Source organism: Pandoraea anhela (assembly GCF_902459655.1).
Classification (GTDB): Bacteria; Pseudomonadota; Gammaproteobacteria; order Burkholderiales; family Burkholderiaceae; genus Pandoraea; species Pandoraea anhela.
Window position 1 is genome coordinate 24,711 of the sequence record NZ_CABPSB010000028.1, and the last position, 25,853, is coordinate 50,563.

A 25,853-nucleotide genomic window follows, 5' to 3' on the forward strand; every position below is an offset into this window, starting at 1 on the left:
AGGCGGGATGAAAGCCATCAAATCGACGAAGACAAAGACGAAGGAGACGACCTGAGGGCGATGCGGCGCTGACGCGCGGTTCGGCGCCGCCATCGTGCTATCCATTGCCGCTGACGGCGCCAGCGCCTGCGGCAACACCGGCAGGCACATACAACCGCGCCAGCAAACCGCCGCCCTCGCGCGGCGCGAACTCCAACTGCGCATCGAACCGTCTCGCGATCGCCTGCACGATGGAAATTCCCAGACCCGCGCCCTCACCCTGCTGGCGTCGCTGATCGCCGCGCCAGAATCGTTGTCCGAGTCTCGCCGTTTGCTCGGGCGCCAGCCCCGGCCCCCGATCGCCCACTTCGATGCAGTAGCGACGATTTGTCTCATCGGCGTGCACAGTCAGCGTGATCTCGCTGTCGGCGGGGGAGTATCGCATCGCATTGTCGACGATGTTCCTCACCGCCGTGCCGAGCATCGAGCGCGGCAACACCGAGCCGCTGTCCACACCCGCCATCCGGAAGACGAACCGGTCCGTGTCGCCCCATTCGCTCAGCACGTCGTCGATCACACTGCCGACCGACTCGCATTTGTCCTGTGCATGCACCGGCGCTTCGGCCTGCGCCAGCGTCATCAGTTGATCGAGCGTGTGCCGCAAACGCCTCACCCCCGCGCCGGCCTGCTGCAACGCAAGCTTCGACGCGCGCCCATCGGTCATCTCCGCTACCTGCAAATGCGTATCGATGGCGGTGAGCGGCGTGCGCAGTTCGTGGGCCGCACCGTCGGTGAACGCCCGCTGGCCCGCCAGCGTCGTCGCCAGACGCTCCAGCCATGCGTTCAGTGCGCCGACAACCGGCTGCAACTCGGTCGGCGCGCGGCCGATATCGACGGGTGTCGTATCGTCGGTCCTTTTGCGACGCAGCGCGGCGCGCAAGCGCTCCAACGGCTGAAGTCCGCGTCCGATGCCGATCCACAGCGCGAGCAGGCCACCCACCACCGCAATCAGGAACGGCACGCCCGCCGCGCGCAGCATGTCGCGCGTGAGCACCGCGCGCCGGTCCACGCGGTCGGCTGTCATCACCTGATAGCCGCCTGCGTCCTGCAACACATAAATGCGCCAGCGCCGGCCGTCGATCTCGCGCGTGCTGAAGCCGGTTGGCAACGCGAGCGACGACGATTGCGGCCCACCATCGGTATGCGCGAGCACCGCGCCCTGCAACGAGCGGATCTCGCAGGCGATGCCGTCGCTCGCCCCCGTGCGGATCACGTCCCCCCAATCCCGCGTCTCCGTGTGAGGCGAGAACGCCGCGCGCGCCATCAACCCGGAGACCATCGTCGCCGACATTGCGAGACGTTCGTCGAGCGCATCGTCCAGGCTTGCGCGAACCCCGCGCATCATCCAGCCCGCCGCCGCCATCCACAACACGATCAGCGCCACGCCGGCAATCAGCACCGCCCGCAGTCGAAGACTCATGACAAGCTCCATCCCAACCGGTAGCCGAGGCCACGTGCAGTTTGAATGGCGTCGCCCCCCAGCTTGCGACGCACGTTGTGAATATGCACGTTCAGCACATTGCTGTTGACGCGCTCGGTCATGCCATACAGGCGTACGTGCAGCATGTCGGGCGACAGCCAGCGCCCCCGGCTGCTCGCGAGATAGGCGAGCAGGTCGACTTCGCGGCGGGAGAGTTCGACGGGCGCGCCGTCGAGCCATGCAAGGCCGCTCGCCGGGTCGAGACGCAACGGCCCGGCTTCGATGACCTGCGCCGCACGGCCGTTCGTGCGCCGCACCAGCGCATGCAATCGCGCCGCCAGCTCGCGCAGGTCGAACGGCTTGACCATGTAATCGTCGGCGCCCGCATTAAGGCCCGCGATGCGATGCTCGATACCGTCGCGCGCAGTGAGGATCAGCACGGGCACGTCCGGCTCGACCGCGCGCACGCTGGCAATGATGTCCAGACCGTCGCCATCGGGCAAACCGAGATCGAGCACGAGCGCGTCGAACGTGTTTTCCGCGTGTGCGGCAATCGCCGCTTCACCGCAGGCGCTCGCTTCGACGTGAATTCCCAAAGTCGAGAGCCCCGCGACGATGCCGCTCGCAATCAGAGGATCGTCCTCTACCAGCAGTACTCGCATTGATGCACGCCTCTTGTCGACTGTTGTACGCACCATGACATGTTACGTATTTCGTGAATTCGGGTGATACGCCGTTGCTCGCCCGGTCGCGCGTTAACTCTCAATTAATCGTCCTCGGCCACGCTCTGTCTCGCTTCGACTGATTCAGGGAGGACAGATTGGTACGTCGAATCGTTTTCATCTTTGTGATTTTGCTTGGCGCGTTTGGTGCGCTTCGCGTCACCCCGGCCCTCGCCGCGCTGCCGTGGCAATCCGGCACGCAGGTGCTCGAAGCGTCTCAGGTGCTGCGTCTGGAGCCCCCTCGCCATGAGGACGGCGGCATCACCATCGGCAGCAAGATTGCTAAGGACCACTATGTTTATCGCCACTCGCTGCGCGTGGAAGACGATGCAGGCAATCCGGTCGCGGTGACGTTGTCCGACGGCACGCGCCATTCCGACGAATTCTTCGGCGAATCGGAGATCTACTATGACGTCGATCTGCTGCTGAAGTTGCCGGCGCTCAAGTCGAAGTACGCCGTGCTTCACTGGCAGGGCTGCGCGCAGGCAGGCATTTGTTATCCGCCGCAGACCATCAGGATTACGCTGCCCGACACCGCCTCTGCGGCCACGTCGGACGAGCCCGCGCCGGCATCCGCCGCCCCGCTCCCGGAGACACCCGAGGCCGATGCCCCGGCTGCTGCGGCCACGGCGCAGAACGATGCTGCCGGCGAAACGCCGCTGGCGGCCGATCAGGAGACGGCCAGAAAGCTCGCCACGCTCGATCCCATCACGGCCAAGTTGCTGTTCTTCGGGCTTGGGCTCATGCTGACTTTCACGCCCTGCGTGCTGCCGATGATTCCGATCGTCTCGACGATGATCGTGGGCAATCGCCCGTCGCCGATGCGGGCGCTGGGCCTGTCGTCGGCTTACGTTCTGACGATGGCGCTCACCTATGCGAGCGTGGGCGTGGCTGCCGCGCTCGCGGGCGCGAATCTGCAAGCCACGCTGCAAGCGCCGTGGCTGCTGAGCGCGTTCGCCGCGTTGTTTCTGGTACTTGCGGCGTCGTTGTTCGGGCTGTTCGAGATTCGCTTGCCGTCGTTCATCGTGAATCGGCTGGATGCTGCCGGACGTCAACGCACCGGCGGCAGTGTGTTCGGCGCCGCCGCGCTGGGCTTTCTGTCCGCGTTGCTCGTCGGCCCCTGCATGACCGCACCGCTCGCGGGCGCCCTGCTCTACATCAGCCAGACCGGCAATGCGTGGATGGGCGGTGGCGCGCTCTTCGCGATGGGCCTCGGCATGGGGACACCGCTGCTCGCGATTGCGCTGTTCGGGGCGCGCATTCTGCCGCGTCCGGGAGCGTGGATGGTGCGTGTGCGTATCGCGTTCGCCTACGTCATGGTCGGTATGGCCGTGATGATGCTGAGCCGCTTCCTGCCGGGGCACGTCAGCCTCGCGATGTGGGGCGCCCTCGGCCTCGGACTGGCCGTTGGCGTCGCCGGCTGGGCATGGGCGATTCGCGGCAAAACGGCCGGCTGGGCGCTGGTTTTCCTGGCGACGCTGACCGGCCTGTGGTCGGTCATGCTCCTCGTGGGGGCGGCGGCCGGCAGCGACTCGCTGATGCGGCCGTTGGCCCAGGCGAATATCGGCAACGGCGGGGGCCGAGGCGGGCCCGAAGCGGCCGGGGAACGAAAGACGGGACCGGTCGATTACGTGAGCGTCAAATCGGCGCAGGATGTGGACGCGCGCATCGCACAGGCCGCCGCCAAAGGGCAATGGACGCTCATCGACTTCTATGCCGACTGGTGCGTGAGTTGCCATGTCATCGAGCGCAACGTGTTCGCCAATCCGGCCGTCGCCGCGCGCCTCGCGCAAATGCAGGTGCTGCGACCGGACGTCACGAAAAACGACCCCGTCGACCAGGCACTGATGAAGCGGTGGGGCGTGATGGGGCCGCCCACGCTCATTCTCGTCGACGCCACGGGCAAGGAGGTTCGCGAGCACCGCATGGTCGGCGAGATGAGCGTGGCGGCGTTCCTCGGTCGTCTCGATGCGGCGCACATGGCGCACAGGGCGCGGCAGTCCCCGGAGACACCCGAGGCGCAGGAGGCGCAGACGTCATGATCGGACTCGGCCCTTTCCCGATGAAAACGGCCGCCCTCGTGTCGGCGGCGGTGCTCGCGTGGATCGTTGCACGCTATGTGCTGCGCAGCGCGGACGCCGCATCGCGTCGCGCCGCCGCGAGCGTGCTGTTCGACGCGCTGGCGCTTGGGCTGCTCACCGCGCGTGTCGTCTACGTGCTGCGCTGGTGGCCCGACTACGCAGCGGCACCGGCGTCGATCATCGCCATCGGCGACGGTGGCTTCGACGTGTGGGCCGGCATTCTCGCTGCGCTGGCTTGGGCCTACTGGCGTACGCGCCAAAGGCCGGCGCAACGACGCCCGATGTTCGCCGGCATGGCCGTCGGACTGGCGATCTGGGGCGTGATGCAGGTCGGTCTGACCTTCATGCTTCGCGAGGCGCCGCCCTTGCCCACGCTCACCCTCACGGACATCGCCGGTCGGCCGGTGCCGCTGGAGCGGTATCGCGGCAAGCCCATCGTGATGAATCTGTGGGCGAGCTGGTGCCCGCCCTGCCGTCGTGAAATGCCCGTGCTGGCGCAAGCGCAGGCGGACTATCCGGAGGTACGGTTCCTGATGATCAACCAGGGCGAGGCGGCCCCCACGGTCGAGACGTTCGTGAAGTCGCAGGGACTGGCGTTCGATCACCTGCTGCTCGATCCCGAGTCGCAGACCATGCGCGCCGCCGAGACGCGCGCCCTGCCCACCACGTTGTACTTCGATACCAACGGCCGTCTGGTCGATGCCCATCTGGGCGAGCTGACCGCTGCGCGTCTGCGTGACACGCTGCACGGCCGACTCAAGCAAACCCCTTGACCCGCCCCGCCACCTCTTAGGCATCTTCCCTCTCCAAGGAGTCATTCATGTCGGTTCGCAAGCGTCTCGCTTTCATCCTCGGCCCAATCACCGCACTCGCCCTCTCGACACCCGGCGTCGCAGCCGATGCAGCCCCCCCGGCATCCGCGGCAGCGCCCGGCGCCCCCGCCGCGGCGTCATCGCCGAAGCCCGCTATCCTGCAAGCACTGGCGCGCGAAGGCGTCACAGGGTTACAACCGTTCGACACGGGGACCCGGGACCTGAGCGGCTTCGCAGGACTTGCCGGCCAGCAGCCCGTGGCCGTCTATGTGCTGCCCGACGGCAACGGCATCGTCGGCACCCGCATCGGTGCGGACGGCAAGCCGCTGGATGTCGAGCGCGTAACTCATCTGATCGAGAAGCCGCTGGGCGACGCGATCTGGTCGAAACTCTCGGCTTCCACCTGGGTGCTGGACGGCAAGCAGGACGCGCCGCGCATCGTCTATACCTTCAGCGACCCGAACTGCCCGTACTGCAATCGCTTCTGGGAATCGGCACGCCCGTGGGTCGATGCCGGCAAGGTCCAGTTGCGGCACGTGCTCGTGGGGGTGATCAAGGCCGACAGCGTGACGAAGGCGGCCGCCATTCTCGGCGCCTCGAACCCGTCTGCCGCGCTCTTGCAGAACGAGCAGAAGTTCAAGCAAGGCGGCATCAAGCCGGCTCGCAGCGTGACGAAAGCCATCGCGCAGAAGCTCCAGACCAACCAGATGCTCATGGCCGAACTCGGCTTCCGGGGCACCCCGGGCATCATCTATCGCAACGACAAGGGCATTGTGGAGCGCGCCAACGGCATGCCGCCGCCGGATGCGCTCACGACCATTCTCGGCGCGCGCTAAGCGCGACACACGCCAGGGGGGGTCCGGGCGGCCCCGTGGGGTCGCCCGGCGGCCATCCGCCCCCAGCCTGCGTTGCAGAATCGTCGACTGGCCGACACGGCAACGCGCAAATTATTGCGAGAAACGGGCGGATGACGCGCAAAATACGCCGAATGACCGCTTTTTGCGACACGCGTCCACGACCCGGCGCAGATGCTGCTACAATCGCCTCACTATGAAGTCGCATCAGTCTTCCTCCCTCCTCTGGTCGCCCCTGACCGCTGCCCTGCGCTGGTGGCGGTAACCCGCCACGTCTATCTCATCCCCATAGCGCCCTCCCCCGCGGACCGCGAAGTCAATGTGGGGGCACGCTCAGGGGACACTCGCAAATTCCACGCGTTCGACAACCTTTGTCACCAGACGAACAGAGACCATCATGCTGCTGATGATCGACAACTACGACTCGTTTACCTACAACATCGTCCAGTACTTCGGTGAACTGGGCGAAGACGTCCGGGTCTTCCGCAACGACGAAATCACGCTCGACGCGATTGCCGCGTTAGCCCCCGAGCGTATCTGCCTCTCGCCCGGCCCAAGCTGCCCGGCCAACGCCGGCATTACCCTGGACGTGCTCAGGCGCTTTGCCGGCGAGATCCCGATTCTGGGCGTGTGCCTCGGCCATCAGGCCATCGGCGAAGCCTTCGGTGGGAACGTGGTTCGCGCTCAACAGATCATGCACGGCAAAGTGAGCGAGATCGAAACCACGCAACAGGGCGTGTTCGCGAATCTGCCCAAGCGCTTTACCGTCACGCGTTATCACTCGCTCGCCATCGAGCGCGCGTCGCTGCCCGAATGCCTCGAAGTCACCGCCTGGACGGACGACGGCGAGATCATGGGCGTGCGGCACAAGACGCTCGACGTCGAAGGCGTGCAATTCCACCCCGAGTCGATTCTGTCGGAGCATGGCCACGCCGTGCTGCGCAACTTCCTGCAAGCGGCGCCGCGCACCGCCATCGCCGCCTGATGGCGTCCGTCGATATCACGGAACCAGCCCACACCGACAGAGGAGAAGACGACCAATGATTACCCCGCAAGAAGCGCTTCAGCGCACGATCGAACACCGCGAAATTTTCCACGACGAGATGCTGCATCTGATGCGTCTCATCATGAAAGGCGAGATTTCGCCGGTCATGTCGGCCGCCATCATCACCGGCCTGCGTGTGAAGAAGGAAACCATCGGCGAGATCGCCGCCGCCGCGCAGGTCATGCGCGAGTTCGCGAATCATGTCGACGCGCCGTCCGATGAGCATTTCGTCGACATCGTGGGCACTGGCGGCGATGTGTCGCATACGTTCAACATCTCTACGGCGTCGATGTTCGTGGCGGCCGGCGCGGGCGCAAAGGTCGCCAAGCACGGCAACCGTGGCGTGAGTTCGAAGTCGGGCAGCGCAGATGTGCTCGAAGCCCTCGGCGTGAACATCATGCTCAGCCCCGAGCAGGTGGCCGAGTGCCTCGGCGCCGTGGGCATCGGCTTCATGTTTGCACCGAACCATCACCCGGCGATGAAGAACGTGGCGGCCATCCGCAAGGAGATGGGCGTGCGCACGATCTTCAACATTCTCGGCCCGCTCACGAACCCGGCCGGCGCGCCGAATCAGTTGATGGGCGTGTTCCACCCGGATCTGGTGGGGATTCAGGTGCGCGTGATGGAGCGCCTCGGGGCAGAACACGTGCTCGTGGTCTACGGCAAGGACGGCATGGACGAGGTCTCGCTCGGCGCCGCTACGCTCGTGGGCGAACTCAAGGACGGCAAGGTCACCGAGTACGAAATTCACCCGGAAGACTTCGGCTTGCAGATGGTGAGCAACCGCAGCCTGAAGGTCGGCAGCGCCGAGGAATCGAAGACGATGCTGATCGAAGCGCTCGACAACACGGTGGGCGTCGCCCGCGAGATCGTGACGCTCAACGCCGGCACCGCGCTGTATGCGGCCAACCGCGCCGCGTCGATCGGCGACGGGATCGAGATGGCGCGCGAGTCCATCGCCAGCGGCGCAGCGCGCGACAAACTCCACGAATTCGTCACATTCACGCAGCGCTTCAAGGCCTAAGTTTTCGCATCGGAGCAACGCCGCAGCGCCTTATGCGGCATCATCGCGAAAGACCTCGAAGCCATCACGATAACAACGGACCTGTCGGCCACGACGTCCGTCACTTGCAGCTGCACCGGAATATCGATATGTCTACCGTTCTCGACAAGATCCTGGCCGTGAAGGCCGAAGAAGTCGCAGCCGCCAAGCGCGTGCGCGACCTCGCGAGCCTGCGCCGCGACGCCGAAGCGACCGTTGGCGACAGCGCGCTGCGCACGCGCGACTTCGTGGGCGCATTGCGCACGAAGATCGACGCGGGCCTGCCCGGCGTGATCGCCGAAATCAAGAAGGCCAGCCCGTCGAAGGGCGTGATTCGCGAGCACTTCGTGCCGCCGCAGATCGCCGAGTCGTATCAGCAAGGGGGCGCGGCATGCCTGTCGGTGCTGACCGACGTGCAGTTCTTTCAGGGCTCGCCCGCGTATCTGAAGGCGGCGCGCGCGGCGTGCGATCTGCCGGTGCTGCGCAAGGACTTCATGATCGATGCCTATCAGGTCTACGAAGCCCGCGACATGGGCGCCGACTGCATTCTGCTGATCGCCGCTGCCATGAGCTTGCCGCAAATGCGCGATCTCGAAGCGCTCGCGCACGAGCTTGGCATGGCGGTGCTCGTCGAAGTGCACGACGGCAAGGAACTGGATGCCGGTCTGGCGCTGCGCACGCCGCTGCTGGGTATCAACAACCGCAACCTGCACACCTTCGAAGTCTCGCTCGACGCGACGCTCGGCCTGCTCAAGCACATCCCGCAGGATCGTCTGGTCGTGACGGAGTCGGGTATCCTGTCGCGTGACGACGTGGTGCGCATGCGCGCGGCCAACGTCAATGCCTTTCTCGTCGGCGAAGCCTTCATGCGTGCGCCCGAGCCGGGCGATGCGCTCGCCACGCTGTTCGACATGCCCCGCTGATTCGTCTCGCAACGCATCACACCGGCCTTTGCCCAGCGAACGATGGCGCGGTGTCCTGCGCAGGACACCGTCCGGGATCGGGAGACGCGTCGCACCGGCACGGGTTGCGACGCGGACTTGCCCGGCGGTCCCCTTCACAGGAGCGGCCCCATGGCCATCGAACGCGAACTCAAACTTGCCCTTCCCGGCGACCTCCCCGCCTCGCGCGCCGACGCGCTGATTTCCCATCTCGACCATTTGCCCGGCGCGCAAGCCCGCGGCGAGCGTCATCTCATCAATCGCTATTTCGATACGCCGGACCTGGCGCTTGCCCGCGCCAAAGCGGCGTTACGCCTGCGTTATGTCGCCCGCGAAGGCCACCCCGGCCAATGGCTGCAAACGCTCAAATCGGTCGGCGAAGCGCGCAACGGGCTGCATGTGCGGCACGAGTGGGAACAGGCGGTGCAGGGCGAAGCGCTCGAACTCGCGCCGCTGATCACTGCCTGCGAGATACCGGCGACGGCAGCGTTGCTGCGGGATGAAGGGGCGAAAGTCGTCGCGCAATTCGAGACGAATTTCTTGCGACGCCTGTGGCGCTACGTCGCGGGCGACGGCACCGCCGTGGAGATCGCCTTCGATCGGGGTGACGTGGCGGTGCAGGCAGACGGCGTGCGTCACACGGAGCCGCTGATCGAGGTGGAACTGGAACTGCTCGACGCCCCGGACGACGATCTCGGCGCTCAGGCAGAGCGCATCCTCAACGCGCTGGCGCAGGATCTGCGCGCAGTGCTGCCCGAACTGCACAGCGACGACGTCAGCAAGGCGCAGCGCGGCTATCGTCTGCGACAGAAGGTGCTGGGCGGCTAAGCGGTCTCTCAGATCGGGCCAAACTGTTTGCCCACATTTTTTCCCACATATTTCGCTGACGTATCGCGCGCACGTCGCCGACGTCACACACCCGCACATCCAAGAAGACTCGAAGCATGGCATCACGCTCACGCAAGGCACTGCAATCCGCTTCCGCCCCGCCCTCTCACGAGGCCCGGCAGCGGTCGTTGTTCGATCCTGTCGATGCGCCGGCACCGGTTGCCGCCACGGACCCCGTAAGCGCCCCCGAGGCGGCGACCGACGGTCACGACGTTGCCGGCCCGCTCAAGGGCCGCGTCGAGGATCAATTCGACGCGTTGCCTGACGCATGGAAGGCGCTGGTCGCGCCGTTCGTGCACAGCGACGCGTATGCCCCGCTGTGTCGGTACGTCGACGCCGAAGTCGAGGCGGGCAAGACGGTCTATCCGGCGGACATTTTCCACGCGCTGCGCATGACGTCTCCGACCGGCGTCAAAGTCGTCATCCTCGGACAGGACCCCTATCACGGCGACGACCACGGCATCGCGCAGGCGCACGGCATGGCGTTCTCGGTACAGCGAGGCGTGCGTGTGCCGCCGTCGCTGCGCAACATCTACAAGGAAATCGAACGGGATCTCGGCATCGCCCCGCCGTCGCACGGCAATCTCGACGCCTGGGCGAAACAGGGCGTGCTGCTGCTGAACACGACGCTGACGGTAGAGGCGGGCAATGCGGCGAGCCATGCAAAGCCGTTCAGAAAAGGCGGATGGCAAGCCTGTACGGACACACTGCTCACGGGGCTCGCCGCCCAGCACGGGCCGCTGGTGTTCATGCTGTGGGGCAGCCATGCGCAGGCAAAGGCGCCATGGCTGGCGGGCCAAGGCCACCTGTTGCTGGAAGCGCCTCACCCCTCGCCTTTGTCCGCCCATCGCGGCTTCCTCGGTTGCGGCCACTTCAGCGCCGCCAATGCCTTTCTGAAGTCACACGGCAAGCCGCCGATCGACTGGCATTTGCCGGCGTAATCCATGCGTTGTCGTAGCCGCAACATCGAAGACGGCGCGACATGGGAGGTGATCGATCGGCGGCGGTCGTTCACCGAAGCCTGATTTCAAACATCCGCTTCACCTCCCCCGCGTCATTGTCTGCCCCCTATATGCGTGCCATCATGGCGCCGCGCCACCGAACGGACGCCATTCGAGTGTCCACACCGCGCATCAAAACAATTAGAAGACGTTCGTCATCACGCAGTTTTGCCTATTCGTACGGGGGTTCGAGATGGCAAATCGGGGAGTCGCTGTCACCGCGTGGGCTGCCGCCGCGCGGTCGTTCGTTGTCGTCGTGGCCATCGCCGCACTGGCGGGATGCTCGGCCATTCAGTTCCGCAGTAAAGACACGCTGCAAAGCGCTGCCGATGGCTTCGACGCGGCGGTGAAAGCGTCGGCGGGCGCCTTCGACACGGAGCTGAAATCGCGCCCTCGCGTGCGACGCATCGAGGCCGTCGAGTATTACGTGCAGACACGTCGGGTCAAGGCGGGCGAAGTTCGCGTCTTCGACATCGACGCCGACGACCCGCTCGGCTCCTTCTCCCGCTTCGTTTGTGCTGGCACCGACGACTTCGTCCGGGAACGGGCTGCCATGGCGTTCGACACGGCCTATTCCAGCGGCCTGAAGCAGGTACTCGCCGAGGGCGACGATTCCATCGGTGGTCAATGGGCGAGGTTCCAGGCGCTTCGCAAGCCGATCAAGGTCCCCGGGCTACCCGACGGCACGATTCCAAAAAATGCCGTGAAGGCATGTGCCGACGACCTGGAGCAGCGACTGCTTGCCTGGGATAAGGGGCGTGCGTCGACAGAAGTGTCGTCCGAAGCGATTACCGCCGTGATACCGGAAGCTGTCGCTGCCTACAAGGCGCTTGCCGCGCTCTTTCAGACCGGGCTGAGCGCCTACAACGACATGGCGGCGAAAGAACGCTTCGGTAAGTATGTGCGGGAGTTCCATGACAAGTTCGAGGTCGTGATGAACAACGACTTCACGGAGTCGACCGTCGCCAGCGCCTGGAATCGGCGTCAGATCGCTTCGCTGCAACGTCCGCTCGCGACGTTCCGCAAACTGCTTCTCACACCGGCCGGTATCACAGTGGCGGATGACGACATCCGCATTCGGGAACTTGGCATGTTGGCGAACGAACAACTCGCCGAATACGACGCTTTGCATGCCAGCCCCTCGCCTGTGGAATTGCGCACGAAGCTCGTCGAAGCCGAGGCGCAATTGTTCACGCTCGTCAACGACAAGCACGTTTCGATCGCTGACCTCGTGGAATTCTTCAAGGAACTCAAGGACGACTTCGACAAGGCCAAGACGCAGTATGCCGCCGCCGATGCAGCGGTACGCGCCGTTCCGGAGGCTTGGAAACCATGAGACGCCCCTCCTTTTTGATCGTGATGGGCACTCTCATGGCGGGCTGCGCCTCTCACGCTACGGCACAATCCCAAGCCGTGAGTGTTGCCACTCCCGTCGTCACTCAGGCGTTGCAGGAAGCGACCTCGCTTAACGTTAGAGCACAGTTGATAAAGCAGGATCAGGCGCTGCAAAAAGAGGAAGCCGCGTGGAAGAAGAACGTCCAGTCGTCGGCCGTCACCGCGAAGGTTCAGGACATCGGTGAGGCCCGAGAGAACATTGCCGCAGCCACACGTGCCCTGCAAGGGGATACGCCGACATCGCTCTCTGAATTGAAGAAGACGGCGGAAACGATCCGTGCCGTGACGCGCCCCGTGTACGGGTTATGCTCCGGCGCACCGTGGGCGGACGACAAGATGATGGCCTGGAACAGTTGGCGCGACTACATCAGCGACGTGGCGTCCCCTCTCGTCACGGTCGCCCGCAGTGTGGGCGTAATCTTCCAGTATTACCAACCAAGCGCCAACGCCAAACCGGAATACATGAGCGTTGGTGCGACCGCCTTCGTCGTGGGCAAATCGCACATTCTGACGAATCGACACGTGCTGAAAAAGTACGCGTACATCGACAGTCAGGGGAAGTGGCGTCTGTATGACAAGCAGTTGCTTCTCGTATCGTTTCCGCTGGAGTATTCGAGCTGCGCGGCTCGCACGCCGCCACGAGATGTGCGCATCGTGGCCATCGAAGCCGTCGGTGAAGACGGGGAAAACAACGATTACGCCATTCTGCGCACTGAAGACAACGCGCTGCCGCCCGCAGCGCCGATGGCGCCCAAGTTCAATCTGACAGAAGGCTCTCGTGTGGCCGTGATCGGCTACCCGGCGCGCCCCGTGAGTTGCTCCGGCGCTGAAGCCGGCGAGGACTGCACTTATCTGTCGGAAAAGCAGATCGACACCATGTTCAAGCTTCCGGACAGTCAGGTTCCCTTCCCCGCCGAACGCATTGCACCGGGTATGCTGCTGGTCAATCCCAGCCTTGATCCGCAGCAATTCTCGTACGACGCGTCGACATGGGGAGGCAATTCAGGCTCGCCTATCGTACGGCTGTCGGACGGCATGATCGTCGGGTTGCATTACGGCGGTGTTGGCGGCGATACGGAAAAAGCGACATACAACAACGCCATCAAAATCGACCGCATCCTCAAGGCACTCGCCGACGCTGGCGTCACGCAGTGATATCGCCGCCGTGACGACACGGTGCCGGCACACGATAGCGATGCGTTTCTCAACGCCTTTCGTCGTCGGTCGGACGTATTGCCAGGGATGATGATGGGGTTATCCGTGTTGCTCGCACACCGGCCCCAACACCCCCATCGCCCCTTGCTGATAGCGACGCGTCAAAGCGACGAGATCCCCCTCGTCGCGCGCGGCGAAGTTGCCGCGATAGACCACGGGTTCGCCCAGCGGCTCACCGCCGGCGAGCATCAGCCGCGCACCGTTGCGTCCAGCCAGTTGCCAGACACCCGGCGGTAACGACAACGCTTCAGCGCCCCCACCCTCCGCGCGCATCGCATGACCGGCGACCGCCGCTTCGCCCTGTGCGATCAAGGCCACCCACCGGCGGCCGTCGCAAGGAATCTCGAGCGTGCGCAGCGCGTCCGCGTGCCAGTCCAGTTGCAGCAATGTGGTGCGCGCGCCTTGATCGGTGCCCTCACGATCCCCATGCGCCGTTTCACGATCGCCCCAACGCCCGCAAACCAGCGTCAATGCAACGTCGCCCTCGCGCCACCGTGGCATCGCATCCGCCGGCACGACCGTCTGTGACGGCGCACCATGCGAATGACGCCCGGCACGATTGACGATCAATCGCACTCCCCGCACCGACGCGCTCGCACTTTCGGGCGCTTCTTCGTGCACCGTACCGCAGTTAGTTTCGAGCCAGAGCAGATCGCCGGGATGCAGCAGGTCGTCGCCACCATGGGCATGACGGCAGCGCAACGCGGCCGTAGCGTCGGCAAAAAGATAGGTCGCCACCACACACCCGGCATGCGGATGCGGCGGAATACACGCGCCCTGGCGACGGAAGACATCGAGCGAGAGGAACGGATCCGTGTGCTCGACCTGATCGAAAACCCCCGCTCCCGCCGCGGCCGCACAACGACCGGGACGAGAGACGGGAAGCACGCGCGGCATGGCGCTCGCGTCGGCATGGGCAGCCGGACGTCGGGTCGGACGCGGGTGCCGCGGCGTCGGATCGGCCATGAGAGGACCTGCGCGTGCGGGAGACAGCGACGACGATTACAGGGCGGCGATCGCTTCGCGAGCCCCTGCGAAGGCGGCGGCAGCCGATTCCGGGCCGCGCGACAGGCCTTCGGCGAAGATGAACGTCACGTCCGTCATGCCGAGGAAACCCAGAATCGTCTTGATGTACGGGGTCTGGCTGTCGGCAGGCGTGTCCTTGTAGTTGCCGCCGCGCGCGAATGCCACGATCACCTTCTTGCCCTGGATCAGGCCTTCCACGCTGCCGTCTTCACGGTAGCGGAAGGTCACGCGGGCACGGGCGATCCAGTCGAAGTACGACTTCAACTGCGTGGGCACCTGGAAGTTGTAAAGCGGCACGCCGAACACGACGTAGTCGGCTGCCTGAATTTCGGCAATCAGTTCGTCGCTGCGGGCGATGATGGCCTTATGCGCATCCGAGCGCTGCTCTTCCGGCGTGAAGAACGCGCCGATCACGGCTTCGTCGAGGTGCGGCACGCCGTCGGCCAGCAGATCGCGCACGACGACCTTGGCGCCGGGGTGCTTGGCGACCAGTTGTGCAACGGATTCGTTGGCGAGCGTGGTCGAATTGGCGCCTTGCGAACGGGCGGCGGAGTTGATTTGCAGAATCGTGGTCATTTCACTGGCTCCAGAGCCGGGGGTGTTCCCGAAAGTTCGAAAAATCCGTGCGCGCCAGGCCCCCGTTCGGGGGTGCCGTGAATCACGCGGCGGCTTGAGATGAATTCTAGTTACCCCGAAAAATGAAACAAGCCGGTAAAATCGAATTGTTTGTTCCTATTTTGGAACAATGCCCGGCAAATGAAATTTCGATGAATGACCGCGTCACCAAGGAGCGCGCGCGATGATTGACGATCTGAATGACATGCTGATCTTCGCGGAAGTCGTGCGCTCGGGCAGCATCACGAGGGCGGGCGAGCGGCTCGATTTACCCAAGGCGACGGTGAGTCGCCGCCTCTCGCGGCTGGAGTCGCGCCTCGGCACGAAACTGCTTCACAAGACGACGCGCCGGCTGGAGCTCACGGAAGTCGGCGAAGCCTATTACGAGCGCTGCCTGCCGATTCTGGAGGAGGTGGAAGAGACGCGGGACTTCGCCTCGCAAATGTCGAGCAAGCCGCGCGGGCGCCTGCGCATCACCGCACCCGCCGACTTCGCTGCCCAGTGGCTGGCCGTGCCGCTTGCGACCTTCTGCACCGCCTTTCCTGAAATCACCGTGGACGTGGACCTGAGTTCGCGCCATGTCGACCTGATTGCCGAGCGGGTGGATGTCGCCATTCGCGCCGGCCAGCTCTCCGACTCTACGCTCGTGGCGCGTCCGCTGCTGCGGCTCACGCGCAGCCTCTATGCAAGCCCGCTTTATCTGAGCGGCACGGGCCTGCCCGGCACGCCGGACGAACTGGCGGGCCACCGCTTCGTCATCCTGCAAGGGGCCCGACGGCTGTTCAACACCGACACGCTGCACAAGGGCCGCCAGCGCATGGACATCACCATGCACGGCGCGATTCAGGTCAACAGCATGGGGATGGTCAAGGAGATGGCGCTGGCGGGCAGCGGCATCGCGGCGCTCACGGACATTCTGGCCGAGGACGCATTGCGCTCCGGTCGTCTGGTGAAAGTGCTCCCGGACTGGTCGCTGCCGGAGAGCCCGGTGCATCTGGTCACGCCGTCGCGGCGCTTTCTGCCGCGCAAGACCCAGGCCTTCATCGAGCATATGCTCGCCGTGGCGCGGACTTGCCCGGAAGACAATCGCGACCCATCGGTGCCGGGGCCGGCGCAGGCTTGAAACCTCGCGCTCAGAACACGCGCGAGGCAAGCCTTCGAATCAGACGTTCATCGTGACGGCAAGCCTCAGGCCGTCAGCCATTTCTCGCGACGCTGCGCGGCGGCGCGATCGCGTGTCTCGGTAAGGCGATACTGCGTAATCTCCGGCGCGTCGAGCGTGAGCGAGATCTCGCGCAACTCGTCGCGACGAAAAGCGTGCACCGTCACCCGGTCCCCCGGACGATAACGTTCGAGCAGCTTGTCGAGGTTGCCCGACGTCACCCGTAAACCGTCGATGGCCACGAGCGAATCGCCCGCCGACAGGCCGGCCGCTTGTGCCGCGCCCCCGTCGAGCACTTGCGCGAGCGTAACGTCGTCGCCTCGCTTGCCCGTCTTGACGCCCAGCGCCGGGCGTGCGTTCTCGGGCGTTACCGCCTCCAGCGTCAGACCGACGCGTTCGAGCACCGCCGCCAGCGGCAGATCGCGCGTGCCGTGAATCGCCGTGGCGAAGTATTCCGACAGATCCAGCCCGGTGACTTCCTCGAAGAACGGCTGCACGGCATCTTCCGCAATGCCCACCGGTGAGCCGCGATAAAAATCGCGGCCATAGCGTTGCCAAAGCGCGCGCATCACATCGTCGAGCGACTTCTGGCCGCGTGTCTGCGAGCGGATCGTCAGGTCCAGCATGAGCGCGACGAGCGAACCCTTGGTGTAATAACTGACGATGGCGTTCGGCGCGTTTTCGTCCTGGCGGTAGTATTTCGTCCACGCATCGAACGAGCTTTCGGCCACCGTCTGCTTGAGGCGTCCACTGCCGCGCAACACGCTCGCCACCGTCTTGGCGACGAGGTCGTAGTAGGCCGCCGGTGCAATCACGCCGCTGCGCACGAGCATCAGATCGTCGTAATACGACGTGAAGCCCTCGAACAGCCACAACAGGCGCGTGTAATTCTCCTGATCGAGCGAGTACGGCGCGAACACCGCCGGTTTGATGCGCTTGACGTTCCACGTGTGGAAGTACTCGTGGCTCACCAGACCGAGGAAACCGCGATAGGCGTCGCTCATGCGCGCCTGCCCCTGCACGGGTAAATCGTTGCGGCTGGCGAGCAGCGCGGTCGACGCGCGATGCTCCAGGCCGCCGTAACCGTCGCCGACGGTCATGAGCAGGAAGACGTAACGCGACATCGGCACGCGCGAGCGCGAACTTGCGCCCGGCTCGAACAGGCGGATCTGCGCCTCGCAGATCTTTTTCATGTCGCGCAGCAACCGATCCAGATCGAGGTTCGGCACCGGTCCCGTGATGGCGACCTCATGCGTCACGCCGCACGCCTTGAAGGTGCCGTGCACGAACGTTCCCATTTCGACCGGCGAATCGATCAGCTCGTCGTAATCGACCGCCAGATAGCGCCCGAAATCGAGCGCCGCCGTGCCCTCGGCAGGTGCCAGCGCAGTCGCCACGCGCCATGCCTTGAATGCAGCGCCGCGCGGACGCAGGATATCGACCTCGCAAGGCGCGTGTGCCTGCCCTTCCACACGCAGGAACACGCTGGTGCCGTTGAAGAAGCCGTGCGTGTCGTCCAGATGCGCGGCGCGAACGGACAGGTCCCAGGCGTAGACCTCGTAGGTCACGATCAGGGTGCCCTTGCAGGGCGCGGCCTGCCAGGTGTGTTTGTCGAGCTTGTCGAGCGCGATCTTGCGGCCACGGCACGTTGCGCCGATCGTCACGATATGGCGGGCGAACTCGCGCACCATGTAACTGCCCGGGATCCATGCCGGCAGCGTGAAGCGCTGGCCTTCGGGGGCAGGGTTCGAGACCGTGACGGTCACTTCGAACAGATGGGCGGCGGGCGATTTCGGAACGATCGCATACCGGACGGCGGGTTGAGCGGACGGGGCTGTCATGAGGTGGCGGCGTCTTGATGGGGGAAAGGTCGGGCAGTCGGCCCGACCCGGGTCCGGTGATTACTTGACGGCGGCGAGCGCCTTTTCCAGATCCGCGGCGGGCACGGCGCCCGGCAGGCGACGGCCGTCGGACAGAATGATCGTCGGCGTGCCCGTGATGTTGAGTTCGTGACCCAGCGCGAAGTTATCCTTGACCGGCTTGTCGTCGCACTTGGCCGTCGGGACCGGCGGCGCCTTCTTGTCCAGCATCCAGTCGTGCCATGCCTTGAGGCGGTCCGGCGCGCACCAGACCGCTTTCGACTTGGCGTCCGAATCCGGGCCAAGCACCGGGTAGAGGAAGGTGTAGACGGTGACGTTGTCGATCGAATTTTTGAGCGTTGCTTCGAACGCCTTGCAGTACGGGCAATTCGGGTCCGAGAAGACGGCGATCTTGCGGCTGCCGTTGCCCTTCACGTACTTGAAAGCACGCTCGAACGGCAGCTTGCTGAAGTCGACCTTGTTGAGTTCCGACTGACGCGCTTCCGTCAGGTTCTGGCGCGTTTTCGTATCGATCAGATTACCGCCGAGGATCACGTATTGCGCCTTCTCGTCGGCATACATGATCTCGCCGCCGACGGACACTTCGAACAGGCCCGGGATCGGTGTGCGCGCCACCGATTTGACCGGGGCGTCGTCGCCGAGCGTTTTCTGCACGGCCGCCTTCACGTCGTTGAGCTTGGCGTCGGGCTTGTTTTGCGCGACGGCAGGCGTCGTGAAAGTCGCTGCGCAAACGGCGGCGAGGGCCAGCCCGGCAAATGCCGCGGCGCGATAACGTTGCAACATCGAATATCTCCAGAAGTGTGTCGATCGAGAGGCGCGGCCGACGCTTCCGGTCATCACCGGAAGTGCCGGCGCTCACGCCCGAAGGGGTCAGCCCAGGGCGCGGCCGATCAGGAATTTCTTGACGAAGGGCAGCATGTTCACGCTGTCGAGCCCCGCGTTGCGTACGAACTTCGCGAGCGGGCTGCTCGTCGCGAACAGCTTGTGCAGGCCGTCGGTCGTGAACGCCATGCTGCCGATATCTTCCTTGCGAGCCCGTTCATAACGACGCAGCACCGCCGCATCGCCACAATCGCGGAACGATTCGCGCGCGGCGAGCGCGTCGCCGAGCGCCGCCACATCGCGCAGACCGAGATTCATGCCTTGCCCGGCGAGCGGGTGCACGACGTGCGCCGCATCGCCGACCAGCGCCACGCGCTGCGCGATCAGCCGTTTGGCCTGCGCGAGCACAAGCGGAAATCCCTGAGCGCGCGCTGAGACCGGCGTGAGGCCGCCGAGTTCACTGTGGGAGAAGGTGCCGACGCGTTCGGCCAGCACTTTGGGCTCAAGCGCCAGCAGATGCTTCGCATGATCGTCGGCAGCGGACCAGACCAGCGACACGTGCTGATCGGGCAGCGGCAGGAGCGCGATGATCTCGCCGTCATGGAACCATTGGAACGCGGTATCGCGATGAGGACGTTCCGCACGGAAGTTGCAGACCACACCGAGTTGTTCGTAGGGACGCACCGAGCCGTCCAGTCCCGCGGTGCTGCGTACCCACGAGCGCGCGCCGTCCGCGCCGACCACGAGCGAGGTGCGCAGCGTCTTGCCGTCCGACAGACGGACCGACGCGGCGGCGGCGTCGACTTCGAGCGCCTCGGCGCGGGCGTCGAGCCATTGGACTTGCGGGGAAAACCGCAGCGCCGCGTCCAGTGCGCGCTCCAGGTTCGACGACTCCGCAATCCACGCGAGTTGCGGCACTGCGGCCTGATACGCGGAGAAATGAAGGCTGCCGCGCTCGTCGCCGAACACTTCCATGTCGTAGACGGGATTCACGCGTGCAGGATCGACAGCCTGCCAGACGCGCATGCGTTCGAAGAGCGCTTGCGAGCTCGACGACAGGGAATAGATACGGGCGTCCCACCGGTCCCCTGCGCTCGGCGCGGGCGCGGCCGGCTGCGCGAGCAAGGCGACGGACAGGCGAGCCTGTGAAAGGTGCAAGGCGGCGGCCTTTCCGACCAGACCGCCACCGACGACGACAATGTCGTGGGTCAGATTTTGGGACATGCAAGGCAATCGGCGGCGACAAAGCGCGCACGATCCGTGTTCAGGTCGAGGAGCCGTATTGTCGCATGCGGCGTGACACCGGGGGCAGGCCCCGCCCGGCGCAACTGTCAAGGATGACAGTTGCTGCCCGCCGCCCCGGCGCCTAAGGTGAGGAGGGTGAGAAGGGTAAAAAGCGTGGGAAACCTCGAAAAACGTAGCGAGAAACCCCGCGAACGGCGCATCGTACGAGGGCTGACACCATGATTCCGCCAACATCCGCCAAAGCCGTTGTCGAAACCGGGCCGATGCGCCACGCGCGCGCCGGCCACACCGCCATTCGCACGCAGGATGGCGGCGTCATGGTCACGGGCGGCGCCGACGGCGTGCTCGCCTGGGACCCGGTGCACGGGAGCCGCCAAGGATCGGTCAACGCCACGCTGAATTCGGCTGAGCGTTACGACCCGACATCCGGGACATGGGCACTATTGGCGCCGATGCGCACGGCGCGCAGCGGTCACGGCATGGCCGTGCTCCCGTCCGGCGAGTCGATCGCCATCGGGGGCGACGATGGCACGGGCGCGTCTCAACGCAGTGTGGAGCGCTACGACCCGGCCTCCGACACGTGGACTGCCGCCGGGTCCATGACAGACCCACGCTTTTCGTTCGGCACCGTGACGCTCGGCAACGGCGACGTATTCGTATGCGGCGGCAACCATCTCCGGGATGGTCAGGGACACGTGCTCGACGGCGCGGAGCGCTACGATGCGGGCGACGGCCTCTGGCATCGCGCAGCGCCGATGCGCCATGCGCGCATGAACCACACGGCTACGCTGCTGCTCTCGGGCATGGTGCTGGTGGTCGGCGGCTATCGGGGCACGGATGCCGTTGCGACAGCCACCGTCGAAATCTACGATCCGGTGCGCGATACGTGGCGCGATGCGCTCTCGCTTCCGCGAGGCCGCATGCAACATACGGCAACACGGCTGCGCTCCGGCAAGGTGCTGATCACCGGTGGCGCGTTCGCACCGTTCGACCCCGGCATCGCGTCGTCGATCGTCTACGATCCTGCTACCGACCGTTGGGAGCCGGCGGTCGAAATGGCGTATGGCCGCGTGGCCCATTCCACGTCCCTCCTCGTCTCCGGGCGGGTGCTGGTTGCCGGCAACGCCTCGATCGGCGACCCCGTTCCCGCACGCACCACCGAAATTTACGACCCGGACACCGGCCGGTGGGAAATCGGCGTCGACCTGCCTGAGCCCCGCTTCACCCACTCGGCCACGCTTCTCGACGACGGCGATCTTCTCCTCGCAGGCGGACGGTTGCCGGTGAGCCACCCGGTCGCCCTTTGCACGGCGGCCTTGTATCGCGAGTGACGGCGTGCTCGAACGCGGGGCGTCGTTCGGGAAGTGACATTAGGGCGTTGCTATACTGCAAAACGATGCGCGGCGGCGTCGTTCGTCTGCGCCGGTCCGGTCAATTTTCCTGCGGAGCCAACGTCGTGCGCCTCGACAACGAACAAGACAGTCAGAATGTGGAGGACCGCCGGGGAAGCGGTTTCGGCGGACGCACGACCATCGGCATCGGTACGATCGTCGTGGCACTCGCCGCCTCGTATTTCTTCGGGATCGACCCGCGCGTGGTCATTCAGGGCTCACAGATGATTCAGGGGCAGACCCAGTCACAGGCCCCGTCCAACCCGAATGCCACGCCGGCCAACGATCCGAAAACGGTCTTTACCCGCAAGGTCCTCGGCAACATCGAGCGCACCTGGGCAACGGTGTTCCCGCAACAGATCAGTCGTCAATATGTCGCGCCGAAGCTGGTGCTGTTCTCGGGCGCGACGCCTACGGCCTGCGGCACCGGTCAGACGGCGATGGGGCCGTTCTATTGTCCGGGCGACAGCAAGGTGTATATCGACCTCCAGTTCTACGACGAACTGCGTCAACGCTTCGGCGCCGGCGGCGACTTCGCGCAGGCCTATGTGATTGCGCACGAAGTGGGCCATCACATCCAGAATCTGCTCGGGATTTCCGAGAAGTTCGACGAAATGCGACGTCGCGTGAGCGAAGCACAGGCCAATGCGCTATCGGTGCGGCTGGAGTTGCAGGCCGACTGCTTCGCGGGCGTCTGGGCGAGCAACGCGGCCAGGGCCAACGATCAGTTGCTGGAGCCGGGAGACATCGAGCAGGGCCTGCGGGCGGCGGCGGCCATTGGCGACGACCGTTTGCAGCAGCAGTCGCAGGGTCGCGTGGTGCCGGAGTCGTTCACGCACGGCACGAGCGCCCAGCGGGTGCACTGGCTGCGGCAGGGGCTGCAAACGGGCGACATGCGCAGATGTGACACCTTCTCGGCGAAGCAATTGAGCTGACGTGCCCGGGCGGGGCTGACGGCGAGCGCCGACGGCGCGGATGGCTGTCGGGGGGAGGCCGTCCTGTCCGGACGGGGCGGGGGGCGGGCGCCGCGGGGCTGACCGATAAAGGCGCTGTTGGAGGTAGAACGGGTACAATAGCGGACTTTCCGCGACGCAATCACTAGCCCGCTCAAGGGTGCCCACGGTGCATTTGTCGGCGCGCATTTATCGGACCAGACAGGATTTAGCATGAGCCTCAAATGCGGCATCGTCGGTTTGCCCAACGTCGGCAAGTCGACCCTTTTCAACGCGCTGACCAAAGCGGGCATTGCTGCCGAAAACTATCCGTTCTGCACCATCGAGCCGAACGTCGGCGTGGTGGAAGTGCCGGACCCGCGTCTGGCCAAGCTGGCCGAGATCGTCAAGCCGGAGCGCATCATGCCGGCGACGGTCGAGTTCGTGGACATTGCCGGCCTGGTGGCTGGCGCATCGAAGGGTGAAGGGCTGGGCAACCAGTTCCTCGCCAACATCCGCGAAACGGACGCCATCACGCACGTTGTGCGCTGCTTCGAAGACGAGAACGTCATCCACGTGGCCGGCAAGGTGAACCCGATTTCGGACATCGAGGTCATCAATACCGAACTGGCGCTGGCCGATCTGGGCACCGTCGAAAAGGCGCTGCAACGCTATTCGAAGGCGGCGAAGTCGGGCAACGACAAGGAAGCGGCGAAACTGGTGGCGGTGCTGGAGAAGGTGGTGCCGGTGCTGAACGAAGCCCGCCCGGTGCGCTCGCTCAAGCTGTCGGACGATGAATTGGCGCTGATCAAGCCGTTCTGCCTGATCACGGCCAAGCCGACGATGTATGTCGCGAACGTGAAGGACGACGGTTTCGAGCACAATCCGCATCTGGACGCCGTGCGCAAGTACGCCGAAGCCGAAAACGCACCGGTCGTTGCCGTTTGCGCTGCGATCGAGGCGGAGATTGCGGACATGGAAGATGCCGACAAGGCGGAATTCCTGGCCGACATGGGCATGGAAGAGCCGGGGCTCGACCGCGTGATCCGCGCGGGTTTCAAGTTGCTGGGCTTGCAGACGTACTTCACCGCAGGCGTGAAGGAAGTGCGCGCGTGGACGATCCACGTGGGCGACACCGCCCCGCAGGCGGCCGGCGTGATCCACACCGACTTCGAGCGCGGTTTCATCCGCGCGCAGACCATCGCGTTCGACGATTACCTCCAGTACAAGGGCGAGCAAGGCGCGAAGGAAGCGGGCAAGATGCGCGCCGAAGGCAAGGAATACGTGGTGCAGGACGGCGACGTGATGAACTTCCTGTTCACCCGCACATAGAGCGGTATAGACATCCCCCCCAGAATATCGGGAGGTATGGACATCCGACACGGATAATGAAGCCTCCCCTGTCCTGTCATGCCGCGTTGCGGTTTGATAGGCCCTCGTGTTGGTTGGGTTTATCCAAATTGCATACCTTCCGCGACCAGATTCAACGCCACATTGCCCGGCACGTGGCTCTACCGCGTAAAACTAAAAAACGAATAACGCGGCAACACTGACGCATCCAACCCGAGTGCGCGCAAATTCGGAACCGCAGACGGACGAAGGCCGATTTCCTGACACTGAGGGCACTGAAATCGGTCGCATAACCAAGGGCAACGCAGGTCAACGGGGTTAGCCCCCTAGCATAACGGGCAAAAAAATGCCTATGACCGGACTAAGAGCCTTTTATGCAGCAGATATCTGCCTGTAGTTGCTGCTGGATTTTTGAGCGTCACAGGTCACTATTGTGTCGACTAGGGCACCAGTCGATTGCAATGACTGAGCGATATTTGAAGTATCGCTCCCGGATGACAATGGTCCGTGCCGCCCAAGACGGCTAGGAGTCAGCGCTTCGAGATGTCGCGTTGCAGGCGTGCACTCACACATGCGCGGGCATGGATAGTCACCCGTCATAACCCGCCGAGTCAGTTCTGCCGCAGCATCGTGTTTCCGGTGCCTGTTGTTTTGGGCTTGGCGTAAAACTTCACGAGAAATGCCGCGGGGATAGGTGCGATGTTCTGGGCTTGCCCGAATGTGAGCAAGTGTCGCCAAATCGCGGCCCTATGAAATCCACCTAATGGAAATGAGGCCTGTATTCGTGCCACCACATCGCCTGGCATGGCAGCTAACTGTGCGTTTGTTGTCTCTCTCGCACGGTCTAACCGCCCTGCTAGTTCCAGCACGCTAACGGAAGCAAAATTCTCACGCGTGGCCGAAATGATGTCTCGCATAACGGCTCGCAACGACTCGGACTTACCAGTCTCCCTGGCCTCAAAAAGCAGTTCTGCGCTCACGTCCACGGGGAGTTCGATGGCCTGGCATGCTCGTATGATTTGGCGAAGGTCAGTAGCTGTCTGCCCTAGGTGCTCAGTTGCGTGTCTATGAGCGTGCTGCCAGAGCGAGTGGTAGTCCGTGAACAGTACCGAGCCCGTTAGCGCCGCGAAGAACATCCCCGATTCAAGCGCAAATCCCTTTTGTACAAGGAAGCTTCCACGCTTGTTATCCGCGCAGGGCACCAGCACGGCGTATGGGTCGTCGGCAATCATTTCCTTCGCAGCAGTGACCAGCGCTTCGATTTCTTCTCGGGACGCTCCGCGCTGCTCGGCTCTGAAATGAGCCGCCAATGCTCCTTCGGGCATTCGATTTAATGCGACCAAGGTCTTGTATTTCATCGACCACATTCGGCGGAGGTCTTCTCGGGCAACGACCTCATCAGGTCCCTTAGTCCGCTCCTCCGCAGCTTTCATCGAGGCCCGTGCGAATTCCACGTCGTAGTCACCAATGTCCGGGACCACATGGACGATGCCGTGAGCGATAAAGGGCCAAAGCGCGAGCATTAGCAGAACATTCTCAACCGTATTGACTTTGTGTGAGTCCGGCGATTTGGTCGGACTGAATTCGGGTTGAAGAATTGCAGGATTCTGGAAGGGATTCGCTATAACAATTTCGTCGAAGAAGCCCAGCATGCCTACGACCGTACTATTCGCCGACCGCGCTTCGAGTGCCCCCATGTAGACGGCCCGAAATGTGTCCGAACGAGGCCGGGGTAACAATTCTGACAAATTGGTATCAATCGGCCATAAGTCGGCTACGACCTGGTGGATTTGTTGGACCTGCTCGTCGCTAATGGTCGCTCGCACGTCGTCCCACGTCTTGTCAGCATCGAGTTCCAAGATGTGTTCCATTGCCCGGCAGAACATCAAATTCCGCTCATGTATTGACCCAGTGAAAACCTGCTCAAGTCATAATCGAGGAAAAGACGATGAGCAAGGCGATGGAAGAAGACATC

At 64.2% G+C, this 25,853-nt stretch carries 22 protein-coding genes; 14 read left to right on the plus strand and 8 right to left on the minus strand.

Translation table 11 applies throughout. From position 1 onward, the window contains the following. Nucleotides 1-97: 97 nt before the first annotated feature. Complete coding sequence (locus PAN31108_RS24295) at nt 98-1,459, minus strand: ATP-binding protein (protein ID WP_150671324.1); 1,362 nt, start codon at nt 1,457-1,459, stop codon at nt 98-100. Next, nucleotides 1,456-2,121, minus strand: a complete 666-nt coding sequence (locus PAN31108_RS24300) for a response regulator transcription factor (protein WP_150671325.1) — start codon at nt 2,119-2,121, stop codon at nt 1,456-1,458. Before PAN31108_RS24300 ends, PAN31108_RS24295 begins: the two co-directional genes overlap by 4 nt. A 158-nt stretch (nt 2,122-2,279) precedes the next feature. Here PAN31108_RS24300 and dsbD point away from each other — a divergent pair, with 158 nt between their 5' ends. From dsbD to PAN31108_RS24350, 10 genes are all read left to right on the plus strand, one after another. Beyond that, nucleotides 2,280-4,223 carry a protein-disulfide reductase DsbD gene (dsbD, locus tag PAN31108_RS24305; protein ID WP_150671326.1) on the plus strand — a complete coding sequence of 648 codons (1,944 nt, stop codon included), beginning with the start codon at nt 2,280-2,282 and terminating at the stop codon, nt 4,221-4,223. Further along, nucleotides 4,220-5,035 carry a TlpA disulfide reductase family protein gene (locus PAN31108_RS24310; protein WP_150671327.1) on the plus strand — a complete coding sequence of 272 codons (816 nt, stop codon included), beginning with the start codon at nt 4,220-4,222 and terminating at the stop codon, nt 5,033-5,035. The genes dsbD and PAN31108_RS24310 overlap by 4 nt, the downstream gene beginning before the upstream one ends. 47 nt (nt 5,036-5,082) lie before the next feature. After that, on the plus strand, nt 5,083-5,910 hold the full coding sequence (gene dsbG / locus PAN31108_RS24315) for a thiol:disulfide interchange protein DsbG (RefSeq protein WP_150671328.1): 828 nt from the start codon (nt 5,083-5,085) through the stop codon (nt 5,908-5,910). A 415-nt stretch (nt 5,911-6,325) separates the two neighbouring features. Beyond that, nucleotides 6,326-6,913 carry an anthranilate synthase component II gene (locus tag PAN31108_RS24320; RefSeq protein ID WP_150671329.1) on the plus strand — a complete coding sequence of 196 codons (588 nt, stop codon included), beginning with the start codon at nt 6,326-6,328 and terminating at the stop codon, nt 6,911-6,913. Between the two features lie 55 nt (nt 6,914-6,968). Continuing rightward, nucleotides 6,969-7,997 (plus strand): anthranilate phosphoribosyltransferase, encoded by a 1,029-nt coding sequence (gene trpD / locus PAN31108_RS24325; RefSeq protein WP_150671330.1) that lies wholly within the window; start codon nt 6,969-6,971, stop codon nt 7,995-7,997. A gap of 128 nt (nt 7,998-8,125) precedes the next feature. After that, nucleotides 8,126-8,938 carry an indole-3-glycerol phosphate synthase TrpC gene (trpC, locus tag PAN31108_RS24330; protein WP_150671331.1) on the plus strand — a complete coding sequence of 271 codons (813 nt, stop codon included), beginning with the start codon at nt 8,126-8,128 and terminating at the stop codon, nt 8,936-8,938. Nucleotides 8,939-9,088: 150 nt separating this feature from the next. After that, nucleotides 9,089-9,784, plus strand: a complete 696-nt coding sequence (locus tag PAN31108_RS24335) for a CYTH domain-containing protein (protein WP_150671332.1) — start codon at nt 9,089-9,091, stop codon at nt 9,782-9,784. A gap of 116 nt (nt 9,785-9,900) precedes the next feature. Next, nucleotides 9,901-10,785 (plus strand): uracil-DNA glycosylase, encoded by an 885-nt coding sequence (locus tag PAN31108_RS24340; protein WP_150671333.1) that lies wholly within the window; start codon nt 9,901-9,903, stop codon nt 10,783-10,785. Between the two features lie 253 nt (nt 10,786-11,038). Next, nucleotides 11,039-12,181, plus strand: a complete 1,143-nt coding sequence (locus PAN31108_RS24345) for a hypothetical protein (protein ID WP_150671334.1) — start codon at nt 11,039-11,041, stop codon at nt 12,179-12,181. A 77-nt stretch (nt 12,182-12,258) separates the two neighbouring features. Further along, nucleotides 12,259-13,395 carry a trypsin-like serine peptidase gene (locus PAN31108_RS24350; RefSeq protein ID WP_174995133.1) on the plus strand — a complete coding sequence of 379 codons (1,137 nt, stop codon included), beginning with the start codon at nt 12,259-12,261 and terminating at the stop codon, nt 13,393-13,395. 99 nt (nt 13,396-13,494) lie between these two features. On the opposite strand, the gene PAN31108_RS24355 is transcribed toward PAN31108_RS24350, so the two are convergent. Both PAN31108_RS24355 and PAN31108_RS24360 read right to left on the minus strand, forming a co-directional pair. Continuing rightward, entirely contained in the window at nt 13,495-14,421 is a 927-nt protein-coding gene (locus PAN31108_RS24355) for a pirin-like C-terminal cupin domain-containing protein (RefSeq protein ID WP_150671336.1), read from the minus strand. 36 nt (nt 14,422-14,457) lie between these two features. Further along, on the minus strand, nt 14,458-15,057 hold the full coding sequence (locus PAN31108_RS24360; RefSeq protein ID WP_150671337.1) for an FMN-dependent NADH-azoreductase: 600 nt from the start codon (nt 15,055-15,057) through the stop codon (nt 14,458-14,460). A gap of 223 nt (nt 15,058-15,280) precedes the next feature. Here PAN31108_RS24360 and PAN31108_RS24365 point away from each other — a divergent pair, with 223 nt between their 5' ends. Further along, nucleotides 15,281-16,219, plus strand: a complete 939-nt coding sequence (locus tag PAN31108_RS24365) for a LysR family transcriptional regulator (RefSeq protein ID WP_150671338.1) — start codon at nt 15,281-15,283, stop codon at nt 16,217-16,219. Between the two features lie 65 nt (nt 16,220-16,284). Here PAN31108_RS24365 and PAN31108_RS24370 read toward each other — a convergent pair whose 3' ends face one another. From PAN31108_RS24370 to PAN31108_RS24380, 3 genes are all read right to left on the minus strand, one after another. Then, nucleotides 16,285-18,099, minus strand: coding sequence for a M61 family metallopeptidase (locus tag PAN31108_RS24370; RefSeq protein ID WP_150671339.1), 1,815 nt, complete (start codon nt 18,097-18,099; stop codon nt 16,285-16,287). A gap of 60 nt (nt 18,100-18,159) precedes the next feature. Further along, on the minus strand, nt 18,160-18,921 hold the full coding sequence (locus PAN31108_RS24375; protein WP_150671340.1) for a DsbC family protein: 762 nt from the start codon (nt 18,919-18,921) through the stop codon (nt 18,160-18,162). A gap of 87 nt (nt 18,922-19,008) precedes the next feature. Then, entirely contained in the window at nt 19,009-20,184 is a 1,176-nt protein-coding gene (locus PAN31108_RS24380) for a UbiH/UbiF family hydroxylase (RefSeq protein WP_150671341.1), read from the minus strand. Between the two features lie 239 nt (nt 20,185-20,423). On the opposite strand from PAN31108_RS24380, the gene PAN31108_RS24385 reads away from it, so the two are divergent. From PAN31108_RS24385 to ychF, 3 genes are all read left to right on the plus strand, one after another. Beyond that, the gene (locus PAN31108_RS24385) at nt 20,424-21,536 is read left to right on the plus strand and encodes a Kelch repeat-containing protein (protein WP_150671342.1); all 1,113 of its coding nucleotides are present in this window, start codon (nt 20,424-20,426) and stop codon (nt 21,534-21,536) included. Nucleotides 21,537-21,661: 125 nt separating this feature from the next. Then, nucleotides 21,662-22,531, plus strand: coding sequence for a KPN_02809 family neutral zinc metallopeptidase (gene ypfJ, locus PAN31108_RS24390; protein WP_150671343.1), 870 nt, complete (start codon nt 21,662-21,664; stop codon nt 22,529-22,531). Nucleotides 22,532-22,762: 231 nt separating this feature from the next. Then, nucleotides 22,763-23,860, plus strand: a complete 1,098-nt coding sequence (gene ychF / locus PAN31108_RS24395; RefSeq protein WP_150671344.1) for a redox-regulated ATPase YchF — start codon at nt 22,763-22,765, stop codon at nt 23,858-23,860. A gap of 629 nt (nt 23,861-24,489) precedes the next feature. On the opposite strand, the gene PAN31108_RS24400 is transcribed toward ychF, so the two are convergent. Continuing rightward, nucleotides 24,490-25,737: a hypothetical protein gene (locus PAN31108_RS24400; protein WP_150671345.1), complete on the minus strand. Its 1,248-nt coding sequence runs from the start codon at nt 25,735-25,737 to the stop codon at nt 24,490-24,492. Between the last annotated feature and the right edge of the window lie 116 nt (nt 25,738-25,853).